The sequence below is a fragment of the Streptomyces sp. DSM 40750 genome (assembly GCF_024612035.1).
GTDB lineage: Bacteria > Actinomycetota > Actinomycetes > Streptomycetales > Streptomycetaceae > Streptomyces.
The window spans coordinates 1,601,833-1,617,862 of the sequence record NZ_CP102513.1; the positions used below are offsets into that span (position 1 = coordinate 1,601,833).

The following is a 16,030-nucleotide window of genomic DNA, read 5'->3' on the forward strand; positions in this document are numbered from 1 at the left end:
GGTTCAGGAGGAGCGAGTCATGACCATGTCGAGCGCATTCACGGCGTCGCTGTCGGTGGCCCAGAGGGCGGCCTACGGCAAGGACGCGCGCACACGGGCCTCGCGTTCCGCCCACGGCTGGTTCGAGGCGGACCGGGCACGGACCGACCCGATCGAGGTGATACAGCGTCAATCGGCCACCCGGCTGCCCGAGTTGGTGCCGATCCGCTACGGCCGCATGCTGGAGTCCCCGTTCCGCTTCTACCGGGGCGCGGCGGCGATCATGGCGTCGGATCTCGGGCGCCCGCCGAACACCGGTCTCGCGGTGCAGCTCTGCGGGGACGCCCATCTGCTCAACTTCCGGCTGCTGGCCTCGCCCGAGCGCCATCTGGTCTTCGACCTCAACGACTTCGACGAGACGCTGGCCGGGCCGTTCGAGTGGGACGTCAAGCGGCTGGCGGCCAGCTTCGCGATCGCGGGCCGGGAGAGCGGCTTCTCGGCCGACGAGCAGAACGGCACCGTCCGGACGTGTGTGAAGGCGTACCGGCGACGGATGCGCGAGTTCGCCGGCATGAACACCCTGGACATCTGGTACGCGCAGGACGACGCCGACCGGTTGCGGGAGCTGATGGCCTCGTCGATGGACAAGGAGAGCAGACGCCGTACGGCCGAGGCGGCGGCGAAGGCCCGTACGCGCACCCATCTCCAGGCCTTCGGGAAACTCACCCGGGTCACGCCCGAGGGCCGGCGGATCGCACCGGACCCACCGCTGATCACCCCGCTCCGGGACCTGCTGGCGGACCCCGCCGGGGAGGGGCAGGGGAGGGAACTCCAGCACGTGCTGGACGGGTATGTGCGGACCCTGTCGTCCGAGCGCCGCCACCTGCTGCGCCACTTCCACGTGGTGGACATGGCCCGGAAGGTGGTGGGCGTCGGCAGCGTCGGAACGCGCTGCTGGATCGTGCTCCTGCTCGGCCGGGACGACACCGACCCTCTGCTGCTGCAGGCCAAGGAGGCGCAGGAGTCCGTCCTCTCCGCCCAGCTCGGCGGCGACCGCTACGACAACCAGGGCCGCCGGGTGGTGTCCGGGCAGCGGCTGATCCAGACGACCAGTGACATCTTCCTGGGCTGGACCCACGTCGCCGGCCTGGACGGGCGGGAGCGGGACTTCTATGTACGGCAGCTGCGCGACTGGAAGGGCATCGCGCGGCCGGAGACCATGGATCCCGGCCTGCTGCGGCTGTTCGCGCGGCTGTGCGGTGCCAGTCTGGCGCGGGCCCACGCCCGCTCCGGCGACCCCGTCGCCATCGCCGCCTACCTGGGCGGCAGCGACCGCTTCGACCGCGCCATCGCCGAGTTCGCGCAGTCCTACGCCGACCAGAACGAGCGGGACTTCGAGGCGCTCGGCGTCGCCGCCCGCACGGGCAGGATCCACGCGGAAACCCTCTGATCCGCTCCGGGACTCACTCCGGCAGCTGGCGCATCTCCAGGACCCACAGTCCCAGGGACTGGCAGCGGGCCAGCAGCCCGTACAGGTGCGCCTCGTCCACGACGTGCCCGAACAGAACGGTCTGGCCGGACATCAGCACATGGTCCAGCTCAGGGAAGGCGCTGGTCAGTGCCTCCGACAGCTGTCCGTCGACGCGGATCTCGTAGCGCATGAGCTGTCAGCCCCCATGGCCTGGGACGGGCGGGCTGTGACGCCCCTTCCCTCCGATCGTCCGTCCCGGGGTGCCCGCCCGGCCTCACCCCGGGAAGGTGATACACCGCCCGGCCCGGGACTCCACCTGCTTCGGCGGGTTGGTCGGGGCAATGGGTCAGTGGTCAATGGGTCAGATAGAGCTTGAACGCGATGATCAGGAGACCGAGCAACAGGTTCACCGAGGCGGTGGCGGCGACCAGGCGCCACGAGGCGTCGGCCCTGCGTGCCGCGGCCGCCGACCAGCCCACCTGTCCCGCCACGGCCACCGAGAGCGCCAGCCACAGGGCACCCGAAAGGTCGAGGCCGAGGAGAGGGCTGACGGCCACGGCGACGGCCGGTGGGACGGCGGCGTTGACGATCGGCCACTCGTCGCGGCACACGTCCCGCACGATCCGGCGGTTCAGGCCCCGCTGCGCCAGGCGCGCGCCGAACAACTGGGCGTGCACGTGCGCTATCCAGAAGACCAGGCCGGTGAGGAGCAGCAGGAGGACGAGTTCCAGGTGGGGATAGGACCCCAGCGTGCCGGCGCCGATGATCACGGAGGCGGCCAGCATGGACCCGTAGACACCGCCGGTGTAGTCGGCGCGAGCCCGGCGCTCGCCGCCGTGCTCGGCCCGGGACGTGGCACGCCCGGTCACGGACATCTGCTCGGCCTCCTCTCGGAGTGGGTGCGTAGAGCCCCGGTCTCGATGCGACCGGCCTCGGATCCGGTGCGACGACCGCCCTCGGATCCGGTGCGGCCCTGGTGACCCAGCCGCCGCGCAACGGGCGGACGGCGATCCCCGCACCGGCCGGTCCGCCGATGACTCCGTAGGCGACGGCCCGGCCCCGTGTCCGGCACCATCAGGAACTGGGCCGTCCCGAGGACGATCAGAGCCCGCCGGTGTGTCACGGTGTCCACCTCGCCGAGTCGGCCCGGGACGCCGGTGCGCGTCGGCCGGACAGCGACCGCCGCCGGCCGGCGGCCGCCACCTCCATCGCAGCTCAGGAGCCCGCCCGGTGCCTCACCCGCCACGGGCGAGCCTGCCGGCCCACGGCTGGTGGCGCCGGGACGAGGTCACAGCAGCCCCTGCTCACGTGCGCGGCGTACCGCGTCGTTGCGGCGGTTCACCGCCAGTTTGCGGAAGACGCTCTTGAGGTGGGTCTTGACGGTGTTGACCGACACGCACAGGTCGGCGGCGATCTCCTCGGTGGACATCATCCGGTCCAGCCGGCGCAGCACATCTCGTTCGCGTCCGCTCAGTTCCTCCACGACCGGCGGCCGGTCCTCGGGCCCGGGCCTCCCGGTGTGCGACGGCGGTCCGGGGGTGAGCCAGCCGGCCGCCAGGGCCCTCAGCGGCGAGGTGTCGAGGACGGGCCGGAGCCAGCCGCCTGCTTCGACGAAGGGCCGGCGCAGGCGCTCGCGCCGCGCCTCGTGGAGCGCCTGCGCTACGAGCCTGCGCGCGGCGGCCGGGTCCCCCGACGCCGCAGCGACCTCGGCGCGGACCAGCAGGGCCCGTACCGTCACCGCGGGGCCGGTGCGGCTCCCGGGGCGCAGCCGGTCCAGCAGATCGAGCGCCGCGCGGGGCCGGCCCTCGGCGAGCCGGGCCCTCGCCTCGCCCACGGTGCACGCCGGCTGGTCGCCGGGCGCCGCGCTCAGCAGTTCCGCGGCCGCGTCGGGCCGGCCCTCGGCGAGGTGGGCGGCGGCGGCGACCAGCGCCGTGTGGCCCTCCGCCCAGGGGGAGAGCACCTCGGCGGCGACGACCGGTTCCCTCACTTCGAGGGCGCCCCGGGTGTCGCCGTGGGCCAGCAGCAGGCGGGCGGTGGCGATGGCCCGGCCGGCCTCCGTCACCGGGTCCCGCATCCCGGTGCGGGCGTCCGCCGCCGCGTCGAGGTGGGCACGGGCCGACCGCAGTTCGTCGCGGTCGACGGCCACGGCGGCCAGGACCAGCCGTCCGAGGCCGACGTCGGACGGCTGGGGCAGGCCGTACCGCTCGGAGACGGTCAGCGCCGCCATGGCCTTGCGCTCGGCCCTGCCGAGCCAGCCGTTCAGATAGTCGATGAGGGCGAGGCGGCCGAGGGAGTCCGCGCGCGGCAGCGCCGTCGACGCGCCGCCGGAGCCGTCGGCCACCAGCGACAGGGCGGCACGCGCCGCCTCGAAGCGCCCGGCCCACAGCCGCGTCGACCCCAGATGGGTCAGGAGGAGGGCGGTGAGTTCGGGGTGCTTGTCCAGGAGGTGGGCGGGAACCCGTTCCCGCAGCCGCTCGGCCGTTCCGGCGGCCAGCTCCGCCCTGCCCGGCGAACCGGTCAGCCGGGCCGCCAAGGCCTCCAGCAGGGCACAGCTCAGCCGGGCCGCCGCCCGGCCCGGTCCGTCCTCCGTCTCCGTCCGGTTCTCCTCGGCCGCCAGGCTCCGTTCCGCGTGCCGCAAGTGGGTCAGACCTCGGTCGAGGTCACATCGGGAGAGCTCACGGGCCGCCCGTACGAGATCCGTGGCGGGACTCGTGGCCTCGGGGCTCATCCGGGAGAACAACTCGGCGAGGTCGTCGGAGCGCAGGCCGGTGAAGAGCCTGCCGATGGCGAGGTCGTCGACGAGGGCGCCGGCGGTGAACTCCCAGTCGCCCGCGGCGGCCCCGTGACCGAGCGCTTCCGTGAGGGTTCCCGAACGCCGCAGCCATTCGGCGGCCCGGTGGTGCAGTGCGGGCTCCAGGCCGGGTGAGCGCATCCGCAGATGGGCGCGGAGGATCTCCCCGAACAGCGGGTGGAGGCGGTACCAGGCGTGCCCGAGGTCCTCGACGAACGCGTTCTCGCGGTGCAGCCCGGCCAGGATGCCCTCGGCGTCGGCGCGCCCGGTCAGCGCGTTCGCCAGGTCGGGGCAGAACCGCTCCAGGACGCTGACCCGCAGAAGGAGATCCCGTGTCCCGGGGGCCTGCCGCTGGAGCACCTCCGCGAGCAGGAAGTCGGCGACCGCCGTGCGCTCGGCCTCGAACTGCTTCAGATACGTCTCCGGATCGGGGCTTTCCTGGGCGGCCAGCGCGCACAGCCGCAGACCGGCGGCCCACCCCCGGGTCCGCTCCACGAGCGCCTCCACCGCGCGCGGCGGGAGCCGCAGTCCGTGCAGCCCCAGCAGTACGGACGCTTCCTCGGGCGTGAAGGCCAGCTCGGCACCTCTGATCTCCGTCATGTCGCCGGCCGCCCGGTGGCGGTGCAGCGGGAGCAGCGGTTCGGTGCGGGTGACGAGGATCAGGCGCATGCCCGGTGCCGCGTGGTGCAGCAGGAACTCCAGTTGTTCCGCGATCTCCGGGTCGGTCACGCGGTCGTACTCGTCGAGCACCACGATCACGGGCCGCTCCCGGGCGCTCAGCTCGGTGGCGAGCCGCGTCAGCAGCGTACGGTCCACGCGGCCGGCGTCGGCGGGGCAGCCGACCTCGGTGGGCAGCGGCACACCGGAGGCACGCAGGGCCTGGAGGAGATAGGCCCAGAACATGCCGGGGCCCTGGTCGCCGGTCTCGGCGGTGAGCCAGGCGACCGGCCCGTCCCGCCCCGCGGCCCAGTCGGCGACCAGCAGGGTCTTGCCGGCGCCGGCGGGCCCGTTGACGATGGTCAACGGCGTCCTCAGGGCTTGGTCGAGATGGTCGACGAGGCGTTTCCGCCGCAGAAACGTGGCGGGGCGGGCCGGTACGGCGAACCGGGTGCGCAGGAACGGGTCCCCGTGGGGATCGACACACGGGACGGTCGGCCCCGCCCCGCTCTCCTCGAACCCTGCCACGGCGCTCACCACCACTGTTCGTCAGATCATGGGCAGCGCTCCTCGTTCAGCATCCCAGGGTTCCCGCGCACCCGCGCGCCGCATGCCGGAGGAGGCGGCGAGGGAGACCTTTCGCGAGCTGCCGCACGGCGTACGCGAATCGCCAGGTCGCCGCCGTCGAACAGATCACGCGCCGACGGGCAGGGAACCCCGGTGCGGGGGCCTCCGCCAGCAGGTCGGCGGCCTTGGCCACGGCCGGTGGAGCGGTGTCGGGACGGACGCCGTCGGGCTCTGCCCGCTGCCCACTGCCCGGCGACGGGGCGTCCCACCGGCGCCGTCAGTGCGATTCGCGGCTCACCTCGGAGCCGCTGGAGCCGATGAGGAAGTCGAGATCGGCGCCGGTGTCGGCTTGGAGGACGTGGTCGACGTAGAGGCGTTCCCAGCCGCGTCGGGGGTCGGCGAAACCGTCGAGCGTGGCCCGGTTCGGCTCCCGGCGGGCGAGTTCGTCGGCGGGTACGTCGACGTCGATACGGCGGGCCTCGACGTCGAGGGCGATGAAGTCGCCGGTCCGCACGAGGGCGAGGGGGCCGCCGGCCGCCGCCTCGGGCGCCACGTGCAGGACGACGGTGCCGTACGCCGTGCCGCTCATCCGGCCGTCGCAGACGCGGACCATGTCGCGGACGCCCTGTTCGAGGAGTTTCTTGGGCAGGGGCATGTTGGCGACCTCGGGCATGCCCGGGTAGCCCTTGGGGCCGCAGCCGCGCAGGACGAGTACGGAGTCCGCGTCGATGTCCAGGTCCGGGTCGTCGACGCGGGCGTGGAAGTCCTCGATGGAGTCGAAGACGACGGCCCGGCCACGGTGGCGCAGCAGGTGCGGGGAGGCGGCGGCCGGTTTGACGAGCGCGCCGTCGGGCGCGAGGTTGCCGCGCAGGACGGCGATGCCGCCCTCGGTCACCAGCGGCTCGGCGCGCGGGCGGATGACCTCGGCGTCCCAGACGCCGGCGTCGTCGAGGTGGTCGATCAGCGGCTTGCCCGTGACGGTCAGCCCGTCGGGGTCGAGCAGGTCGCGGACCTCGCGCAGCACGGCGAGCAGGCCTCCGGCGCGGTGGAAGTCCTCCATGAGGAAACGCCCGGCGGGCTGGAGGTCCACGAGGACCGGTACGCGGGAGCCGATGCGGTCGAAGTCGTCGAGGGACAGGTCGACGCCCGCGCGGCCGGCGATGGCCAGGAGGTGGACGACCGCGTTGGTGGAGCCGCCGATGGCCGCCAGCGCCACGATCGCGTTGTGGAAGGACGCCTTCGTCAGGAAGGTGCCCGGCCGCCGGTCGGCGCCCACCATCTCCACGGCCAGCCGGCCGGTGTGGTGCGCGGCCTCGAGGAGACGGCTGTCGGGAGCGGGGGTCCCGGCCACTCCGGGGACGACCGTGCCCAGTGCCTCGGCCACCAGCGCCATCGTCGACGCGGTCCCCATCGTGTTGCAGTGCCCCCGGCTGCGGATCATCGCCGACTCGGAGCGGGTGAACTGCTCCTGGGAGAGCGTGCCGGCCCGGACCTCCTCCGACAGCCGCCACACGTCGGTGCCGCAGCCCAGGGGTGTACCCCGGAAGGTCCCGGTCAGCATCGGGCCGCCCGGCACGACTACGGCGGGCAGGTCCACCGAGGCGGCCGCCATCAGCAGCGACGGGATCGTCTTGTCGCAGCCGCCCAGCAGCACGACGCCGTCGATGGGGTTGGCCCGCAGCATCTCCTCCGTGGCCATGGCCGCCATGTTCCGCCAGAGCATGGCCGTGGGCCGCACCTGTGTCTCGCCCAGGGACACCACCGGCAGGTCCAGCGGGATGCCGCCCGCCTCGTACACGCCGTCGCGCACGGAGGCCGCGACCTCGTTCAGGTGCGCGTTGCAGGGCGTCAGGTCCGAGGCCGTGTTGGCGATGGCGATCTGCGGCCGGCCGGTGAAGGCGTCGCCCGGCACACCCCGCCGCATCCACGCCCGGTGGATATAGGCGTTGCGGTCCTGTCCCTCGTACCACTGCGCGCTGCGGAGCGTCACCCTTGAGCCCTTCCGACATTCGGTACGGCGGTCTAAGGTCTGGAACGCGATGAAGCATACGCAGGCGTACGAGGGACCGACAGACCTCGGCGAGGACGGCCCGGCGGGTGCCGGGAGCAGCCGACTCGTGGGGTCGGACCGGGTGCTCGCGGTCCTCAAGGTGCTGGCGCGGTATCCCGGCGGGGTGGGTCTCGAGGAGCTGACCCGGGTGATCGGCAGTCCCAAGCCGACCGTGCACCGGGCGCTCGGCGCGCTGCGCCGGGCCGGGCTGGCCGACCAGGACGCCCGTGGCCGCTACGGGCTCGGCGACGAGTTCCTGCGCATGGCCTTCGCCCACCACGAGGCCCGGCCCGAGCACCTCCGCGTCCGCCCGGTGCTCGAAGCGCTGGCGCACCGGTTCGGCGAGACCGCGCACTACGCGGTGCTCGACGGCCATGAGGTCGTCTACCGCGCCAAGGTCGACCCACCGACGGGCGCCGTCCGGCTGACCTCGACGATCGGCGGGCGCAATCCCGCCCACACCACCGCCGTCGGAAAGCTGCTGCTCGCCGGGCGATTGAGCGCTCGGGAGGAGGTCGAGGCGTGGATCGGCGACTCGCCCCTGGAGCGTCGTACGCCCCGGACGCTGTGCGCGGCCGCAGACCTGCACCGTGAGCTGGTCGCCGCCCGCGAACGGGGCTACGGCGTCGACGACCAGGAGAACGAGACCGGGGTCAACTGTCTCGCCCTGCCCGTGTTCCTCACCTCGCCGACGACCCCCTCCGGAGCCGTGAGCGTCAGCGCGCTCGCCTATCGGATGCCCCTCTCGACCCTGGTGGACGCACTCGACGAGATCCGCGCGCTCCTCGGCCCGCTCGGTGAGCCACACCGCTGACAACCCTCGTGGACCCGACCCGACCTGGAGAAAGACCCGTGGACCTCATGCGCGCGTTCGTCCTGACCGCCCCCGGCGCGTACGAGGTCCAGGACCTCCCGGTGCCGGTGGCCGGGCCCGGGGAAGTCGTCGTCGACGTCGAGCGGGTCGGGGTGTGCGGCACCGACATGGAGTTCTTCACCGGTGCGATGGCCTACCTCCACCAGGGGCACTCCGCCTACCCGATGCGGCTCGGCCACGAGTGGGCCGGGCGGGTGTCGGCGGTCGGCGACGGCGTCGGCCCCGGCTGGCTCGGCCGCCGGGTCATGGGCGACACGATGCTCGGCTGCGGCGGCTGCCGCCGCTGTCTGCGGGGCGACCAGCACGTGTGCGAGCGGCGCCGGGAGGTCGGCATACGCGGCGGTCAGGCGGGCGCCCTGGCCGAACGGCTCGCCGTGCCGGCGTCCTCGTTGCACGCCCTGCCCGACTCCGTGGACGCCGTGCTCGGCGCGCTCGTGGAGCCGGGCGGCAACGCCCTGCGGGCCGCGCGAGCCACTGCGACAGGGCCCGGGGACCGCGCCCTGGTGCTGGGCCCGGGGACGATCGGGCTGCTGGTCGCGCTGTTCCTCCGCGCGGCCGGTGCGGAGGTCCACCTCATGGGCCGGGCCGACGGTTCCCTCGCCTTCGCCCGCGGCCTGGGGTTCGCGCACGCGTGGACGGAGGGCTCCGTCCCGGACCTCCCCTTCGACGCCGTCGTCGACGCCACGAACGCCGCCCATCTGCCAGGCAGCGCCCTGGAGTTGGTGGAGCCGGGCGGCCGCGTCGTCTACATCGGACTGGCCGGCGAACCCAGCGGGATCGACACCCGCACGCTCGTCCTCAAGGACGTCAAGGCCGTCGGCATCCTGTCCGCCTCCCCCGGCCTCGACGCCACGATCCGCGCGTACGCCGACGGCTCGGTCGACCCGAGGCCGCTCGTCGCCGCCACGGTGGGCCTCGACGAGGTGGGCCCCGTGCTCGCCGGCTCACGCCCGGCCGGGGCCGGACCGGGCCCGAAGATCCACGTCGACCCCCGGCTCGGCCGGGCGAGCACGGCAACCCCGTGAGCGGCGTCCACGCTCTCGGCACGGTCGTCACCGGCGACGGCCGGAGCGGTGGCCATGGTCGGCGACCGACAAAGCCGTCACCTTCAGCGGCGTAGGAGAGCGGGCTTTCGGCGGATCGGCTCGGGATCGGCACCCCCTCCCGGCGGATCCGCACGGGCGATGCAACCCGCCGACGGATCGGCACGGAATCGGCACCCCCTCCCGGCGGATCCGCACGGGCTCGACAGACCCCCGGCGGATCCGCACGGGCTCGGCAAACCCCCCGGCGGGTCCGCTCGGCAGCCCATCGCAAGGTCGATTCGGCGGGGCGGTTCTCGCACGTAGAGGAGCCCGGCTTACCGTACGGGGAGATCACGATCTGCCCGGGAGTTCGTATGGCCGGTAGCCGCCGGAAGAGACCCGTCGAGGCGTTCGAGGCCATCGAGCCTCCGGGCAACGCCGCACTGGTCCTCGGCGTGCTGGCGGTGACGGCCCTGGTGGAGGCCCTCGGGGTGCTGTCCGGGTCCGAGGTGTGGCTCCTCGGGCTGCTGGTGTTCCTGCCGGGGACGGCGTCGGCGCTGTGCACGGTCCGGCAGACGGCGTTCGTCGCCGCGTGGACCACGCTGGTCGTCACGGCCACCGCGGTGGTGCGGAACGCCGACGCGGACCGGTGGCTCGACCGGCTCCTGCTGGTCCTGATCACCCTCGCCCTGGGTGTGGCCTCGGTGTACGCCTGTCGCCGGCGGATCAGGCGCGAGCACGAGATGCTGCGGCTGCGCTCCACGGCCGCGGCCATGCAGCGGCACATCCTGCACCCCCTCCCGCTCCTCACCGACGACGTGCTGGTCAACGGCGTCTACGAACCTCTCCAGGAGGACCGGCTCGTCGGCGGCGACATCTACGACGTCGTCGCCTCGCCCTGGGGGACCCGGGTGCTGATCGGAGACGTCCAGGGCAAGGGACTGGCCGCCGTGGGCACCGCGTTCGCCGTCATCGGTGCCTTCCGTGAGGCGGCCCACCGCGAGTCCACGCTCACGGCGCTCGTCGACGCCCTGGACGCCGCCGTCGTCCGCCACAACTCCTACGCCGAACACACCGGCGACGACGAACGCTTCGTCACCGCCCTCGTCCTCGGCATCGACGCGTTGACCGAGGAAGCGCAGGCCGTCAACTGCGGGCACATCCTGCCGCATGTGCTGCACGAGGGCACCGTCACCACGGCCACGCTGGACCCCGGCGTCCCGCTCGGGCTCGCCGAACTCGCCCTCGAACCCACGACCGTGGGCTGGTTCCCGTTCCCGGACGGCGCGACGCTGCTGCTCAGCACGGACGGCCTCACCGAGACCCGCGCCGCCGACGGCACGTTCTACCCGGTCGACGAACGCCTGGCCGAACACCTCGACCTCTCCCCGACCGACCTGCCCCGGGTCCTGTACGAGGACGCCCTCGCGTACGCGGGCAGCGGCGGCCGGCACGACGACGTCGCCGTCCTGACGGTCCGCCGGTCACCGCGTCTGTGAACACGACGGCCGTGGTCTCGGCGAGCACCCGGAAATGAACCGAAAAGGATTTCCGAGGGCCGGGGCGGACGTCGCGATCGCCCCGGAGTTCAAAGGGACGCCACGAGGGCCACGTGGGCGCCCCCCGCACTGTCCTGAACCGCTCGGTCCCCGAACTCGCGTCCCGCCCGCCTCCCTTGACACCTCAACAGCCCGCTCCTACGTTGCGAAAACCTTTTAGGTCGTTTCAGCGCACTCCTCGGGTCACGAACACCGGCGCCATCGCGAGCGAACGCTTGTTGTCAACGGGACAGGGAGCATCCGATGAGAAGACCGCACGTCCTCCTGGCACGACACCGGCGCACGGGGTGTCTCCTCGTCGCCCTGGCGCTCGGCGTCTGTTCCGTCGTCGCCGCTCCCCCGGCCGGCGCGGCGCAGACCATCGGGTTCCCCACCTTCGGCGGGCCCGCGATCCCGGCACCGCCCGTCGCCCACACACCGGGCGACATGATGAAGGCCGTCTACGACGCGGAGAGCTCGGGAACCGACTTCTGGATGGACCGCCTGCTGGCCCGCACCGGCAACGACCCCGCCGGACCCTGGCTGATGAGCCGCGGCCGGGCGCTCTTCATGAAGGAGCACACACCCTCCCAGCTCGGTTTCGGCGGCAAGGCCGCCTACTGGGAGAGCATCAACGACAGCAACGCCTACACCGTCGCGATCACCCCGGGCACCTTCACCGAACAGGTCGCCCAGCGGCGGCAGACCCCCAGCCACTGGAAGAGCGTGCACACCAGCGGCTCGATCACGGTCGACCAGACCAAGTTCATCACCGACAACAACGTCGCCGTGACCAACCTGTCGATCAAGAACAACGGCAGCGCTTCGACCACGCTGCAGTTACGGGCGACCTCCCCGTACGCCACGACGGGCACCGGCGGCGAGCTGACCGGCCAGGTCAACGCCTACAACAACCTGACCACCATCCGCCCGCGCCTCACCGGAGACGGCTTCGGCGTCTCCAACGGCGGCCTCAACCGGTCCGTGACGATCGCGGCCGGGGCCACCGTGACCGCCAAGGTGGTCATGGGCTTCGTCACCGACGAGATCCCGCAGTCGCTCACCGAGTACAACGCCTATGCCGGCTACTCCAACGCCACCGCGTTCGCCATCCACGTCAAGGCCTACAACCTGTGGTGGGCGCAGAACGTGCCGTACATCGACGTACCGGAACCGGCGATCAAGAAGAACATCTACTACCGCTGGTGGCTGATGCGCTTCAACAGCCTCGACGCGGACATCCCCGGGCAGACCTTCCAGTTCCCCACCTCCACCGAGGGCGTACTCGGCTACAACAACGCGATCGCGCTCACCCAGCCGATGCACATCGACGATCTCAAGTACCTGCGGAACCCGGCCTACGCGTACGGGGACTGGCTGAGCGTCGGCCAGACCTCCAAGGGCGGACGCTTCCTCGACAACCCGGGTGACCCGGAGAACTGGTCCAACAGCTACACCCAGTACATTGCCGAGGCGGCCTGGAAGAGCTACCAGATCCACGGCGGCCAGCCGGGCATCGCCGCCAACCTGGCGCGTTACGCCGAGGGCGACGTCAAGGGACAGCTCGCGCACTACGACCACGACGGCAACAAGCTCATCGAGTACGACTGGGGCGCCCTGACCGGCAACGACGCCGACGCGGTCTCCTTCCACTGGAAGCCGGGCACCATGGACCGCGCCGAGTCCGCCTACCAGTACAGCGGCGCGCTGGCCGCCGCCCAGGCCTACGAGGCGATCGGCAACACGGCCAAGGCCACCGAGATGCGCACGCTCGCGACGCAGATCAAGGACGCGATCGTCAACGTGCTGTGGAACCCGAACCGGCAGCTGTTCGAGCACCGGTTGAAGTCGACGAACGAGTGGGTGCCCTGGAAGGAGATCAACAACTACTACCCGTTCTCGGTCGGCGCCGTCCCCGACACCGCGACCTACCGGCAGGCCCTGCGGCTGTACGACGACCCGGCCCAGTACCCGGTCTTCCCCTTCTACACGGCCAACCAGGTCGACAAGAAGGCGGCGGCCGACGCGGGCAACCCGGGCTCCAACAACTTCTCCACCATCAACTCGACCGTGCAGTTCCGGCTGTACTCGTCGGTGCTGCGCAACTACCCCAACTCCTGGATGAGCGCGACCGACTACAAGAAGCTCCTGTACTGGAACACCTGGGCGCAGTACATCGGCGGCAACACCCAGTGGCCCGACGCCAACGAGTTCTGGGCGGACTGGAACGGCAGCTCGATCGACTACCGCTCCTGGATCCACCACAACATCCTCGGCAGCAGCAACTGGACCGTCATCGAGGACGTGGCGGGGCTGCGGCCGCGCAACGACGCCAAGGTCGAGCTCTCCCCGATCGACATCGGCTGGAGCCACTTCACCGTCAACAACCTCCGCTACCGGGGCGCCGACCTGTCCGTCGTCTGGGACGACCCGTCCGACGGCGTGGTGCGCTACCCGGGAATCCCGGAGGGCTACTCGATCTACGTCAACGGCAGCCGGGCCGCCACCGTCAGCTCCCTGGTGCCCTTCACATGGGACCCGGCCACCGGTGACGTCACCACGAGCGGCACGGTCACCCACCACACCGCCGTGGCCGGGCTGAAGGCCCCCAACCAGGTGGTGCAGGACAGCCCCCAGCTGGTCGACATGCTCGCCAAGGCCGGCGTCGACCTGACCGCCGACCTCACCAACCTCGCCGCCGGCGCGACCGTGTCCGCCTCCCACACCGGCTCCGGCGGCAACGTCTCCGGCGCGGTCGACGGCTACCCCACCAACGAACCGTTCTGGGGCGCGGGCGGCTCCGCCAACAGCCAGGACTGGTACGAGCTGAACTTCGGCACCACCCGCACACTCAACGAGGTCCGCCTGCACTTCAAGGACAGCCGCCCGGCGAACAGCACCTACCGAGCCCCGTCCGCGTACACCATCCAGTACCACAACGGCAGTTCATGGGTGAACGCCCCCGACCAGACGAAGAGCCCGGCGGCGCCTCGGGCCAACTACAACCGGGTGCGGTTCCCGTCGATCAGCGCCCAGCGCATCCGGGTCCTGGCCACCAACGCCTCCGGCGCGAAGACGGGCCTCACCGAGGTCAAGGTGTTCGACCGGGGCGGTGTCCAGCCACCGGCCAACCTGGCGTCGTCGGCGACGGCGTCCGCGTCGTACACCTCCTCCTGGGAGAGCGTCACCGCCGTCAACGACGGGATCGACCCGCCGTCGTCCAACGACACCGTGAATCCGCGCTGGGGAACCTGGCCGGAGACGGGGCAGCAGTGGGCCGAGCTGACCTGGCCGGCGGCGAAGACCCTCGACAGGGCCGAGGTGTACTTCTTCGACGACGACCAGGGCATCGACATGCCCGCCTCGTGGAAGCTCCAGTACTGGAACGGCGCCGCGTACGTCGACGTGCCGGGCGCCGGGGCCTATCCGCTGGCCAAGAACCAGTACAACACCGTCGCTTTCAACGCCACGAGCACCACACGACTGCGTGTGCTGCTCACCGGCAACGGCACGAACTCCGTCGGACTCCTCGAAGCAAAGGTGTACGGACCGTGACTCGTTCCAGATGCCTGTCCGCGTTCATCGCCGCCCTCACCATGGCGGTCGCCTTCCTGGTGGCGCCGCAACCCGCTGCCGCCGCCGTCGCCTTCACCTCGACGGGGGTGAACCAGAACGGCGGCAACTGCCTGGATCTGCCGGGCGGTTCGACGGCCGACGGAGCGCAGCTGCGGGCCTTCGCCTGCGGCGGCGGGGCGAACCAGAGCCTGGGCTTCGCGCCGGTCGCGGGGACGACCGACACCTACACGATCACCACCCGGTCCGGGCAGTGCGTCGATGTCCACGGCGCCTCCACGGCGGACAACGCCGCGATCATCCAGTGGCCCTGCCACGGCGCGACCAACCAGCGGTGGCGGCTCGTCCCGGTGCCGGCCGGCGGCACGGACAAGACCTTCAACCTGGTCTCCGTCGGCTCCGGCAAGTGCGTCACGCCGAGCGGCGGTTCGTCGGCCTCGAACACCAACCTGGTGCAACTGCCGTGCGCGACGGTGAACGGCAGGGTGTGGCGGCTGCCCGGCTTCACCGGTGACGGCACGGCCCCGAAGACGTTCACCAACCCGCTGGCCCAGCGCGGCCCCGACCCGTGGCTGACGTACCACGAAGGCTTCTACTACCTCGCCACCACGACCTGGAACTCGACGATCACCATGCGCAAGGCCGGCACGCTCGCCGGGCTCGCCACCGCGACCGACCAGGTGATCTTCAACCTGACCCGGCCCAACGGGGCCGGCACGATGTGGGCCCCGGAGTTCCATCTGCTCGACGGCCCCAACGGGAAGCGGTGGTACTTCTACTACACGGCCGGCCGGGAGCCGTACGACCTGGGCACCCAGCGCATCCACGTCCTGGAGAGCGCCGGCCTGGACCCGATGGGCCCCTACACCTTCAAGGCCGACCTGCTCGACCCGACCCAGGACAACACCTGGGAGCTCGACCCGGGCATCCTCCAACTCGATGGCAAGCTCTACCTTCTCGGCACGTACTACAACGGCTCCCAGCCCATGTTCATCCGGCCGCTGTCGAACCCGTGGACCGCGAGCGGCACCCGCCGGGTGCTCTCCACCCCGACCTACAGCTGGGAGACGGTGGGCGGCGCGGTCAACGAGGGCGCCGAGGTGCTCCAGCGGGGTGGCAAGACGTTCATCATCTACTCCGCCAGCCACTGCTCGACGCCCGACTACAAGCTGGGGATGCTGACGTACAACGGCGGCGACCCGCTGAACTCCTCCTCCTGGGTCAAGTCACCGAACCCGGTCTTCCAGCGGTCCAACGCCAATGGCGTGTACGGCCCCGGCCACAACGGCTTCTTCAAGTCGCCCGACGGGACCGAGGACTGGATGGTCTACCACGCCAACAGCTCCGCGTCCGGCGGCTGCGACATGAACCGATCGACCAGGGCCCAGAAGTTCACGTGGAACGCGGACGGCACCCCGGACTTCGGCACCCCGGTACCGCTCGGCGTCACCCTGACCGCACCGTCGGGCGAGTAGCGCGAACGCATCTGCCCGCCCGACCTGCCC

10 protein-coding genes are annotated in these 16,030 nt (G+C 71.9%); 6 read left to right on the top strand and 4 right to left on the bottom strand.

Going from position 1 to position 16,030, the window contains the following annotated elements:
* Positions 1-19 precede the first annotated feature (19 nt).
* Positions 20-1,429, top strand: coding sequence for a DUF2252 domain-containing protein (locus JIX55_RS07305; protein WP_257562442.1), 1,410 nt, complete (start codon positions 20-22; stop codon positions 1,427-1,429).
* Positions 1,430-1,442: 13 nt separating this feature from the next.
* Here the strand turns inward: JIX55_RS07305 and JIX55_RS07310 are convergent, their stop codons facing one another.
* The 4 genes from JIX55_RS07310 to JIX55_RS07325 all read right to left on the bottom strand — a co-directional run bounded on the left by JIX55_RS07310 (position 1,443) and on the right by JIX55_RS07325 (position 7,455).
* A complete protein-coding gene (locus tag JIX55_RS07310; RefSeq protein WP_257562443.1) occupies positions 1,443-1,640 on the bottom strand; it encodes a hypothetical protein in 198 nt (65 codons plus the stop codon).
* A 163-nt stretch (positions 1,641-1,803) separates the two neighbouring features.
* Positions 1,804-2,325, bottom strand: a complete 522-nt coding sequence (locus tag JIX55_RS07315; RefSeq protein ID WP_257562444.1) for a hypothetical protein — start codon at positions 2,323-2,325, stop codon at positions 1,804-1,806.
* A gap of 413 nt (positions 2,326-2,738) precedes the next feature.
* Positions 2,739-5,435: a LuxR C-terminal-related transcriptional regulator gene (locus JIX55_RS07320; protein ID WP_257562445.1), complete on the bottom strand. Its 2,697-nt coding sequence runs from the start codon at positions 5,433-5,435 to the stop codon at positions 2,739-2,741.
* A gap of 307 nt (positions 5,436-5,742) precedes the next feature.
* On the bottom strand, positions 5,743-7,455 hold the full coding sequence (locus JIX55_RS07325) for an IlvD/Edd family dehydratase (protein WP_257562446.1): 1,713 nt from the start codon (positions 7,453-7,455) through the stop codon (positions 5,743-5,745).
* 49 nt (positions 7,456-7,504) lie between these two features.
* Between JIX55_RS07325 and JIX55_RS07330 the strand changes: the two genes are divergently transcribed.
* The 5 genes from JIX55_RS07330 (at position 7,505) to JIX55_RS07350 (ending at position 16,000) form a co-directional block, all read left to right on the top strand.
* Complete coding sequence (locus JIX55_RS07330) at positions 7,505-8,329, top strand: IclR family transcriptional regulator (RefSeq protein ID WP_257562448.1); 825 nt, start codon at positions 7,505-7,507, stop codon at positions 8,327-8,329.
* A gap of 47 nt (positions 8,330-8,376) precedes the next feature.
* Positions 8,377-9,414 (top strand): zinc-dependent alcohol dehydrogenase, encoded by a 1,038-nt coding sequence (locus tag JIX55_RS07335; protein ID WP_257569249.1) that lies wholly within the window; start codon positions 8,377-8,379, stop codon positions 9,412-9,414.
* A 374-nt stretch (positions 9,415-9,788) separates the two neighbouring features.
* On the top strand, positions 9,789-10,913 hold the full coding sequence (locus JIX55_RS07340; protein WP_257562450.1) for a PP2C family protein-serine/threonine phosphatase: 1,125 nt from the start codon (positions 9,789-9,791) through the stop codon (positions 10,911-10,913).
* A gap of 303 nt (positions 10,914-11,216) precedes the next feature.
* Positions 11,217-14,507, top strand: coding sequence for a discoidin domain-containing protein (locus JIX55_RS07345; protein WP_257562451.1), 3,291 nt, complete (start codon positions 11,217-11,219; stop codon positions 14,505-14,507).
* A complete protein-coding gene (locus tag JIX55_RS07350) occupies positions 14,504-16,000 on the top strand; it encodes a family 43 glycosylhydrolase (protein ID WP_257562452.1) in 1,497 nt (498 codons plus the stop codon). The genes JIX55_RS07345 and JIX55_RS07350 overlap by 4 nt, the downstream gene beginning before the upstream one ends.
* The last annotated feature ends 30 nt before the right edge of the window (positions 16,001-16,030 follow it).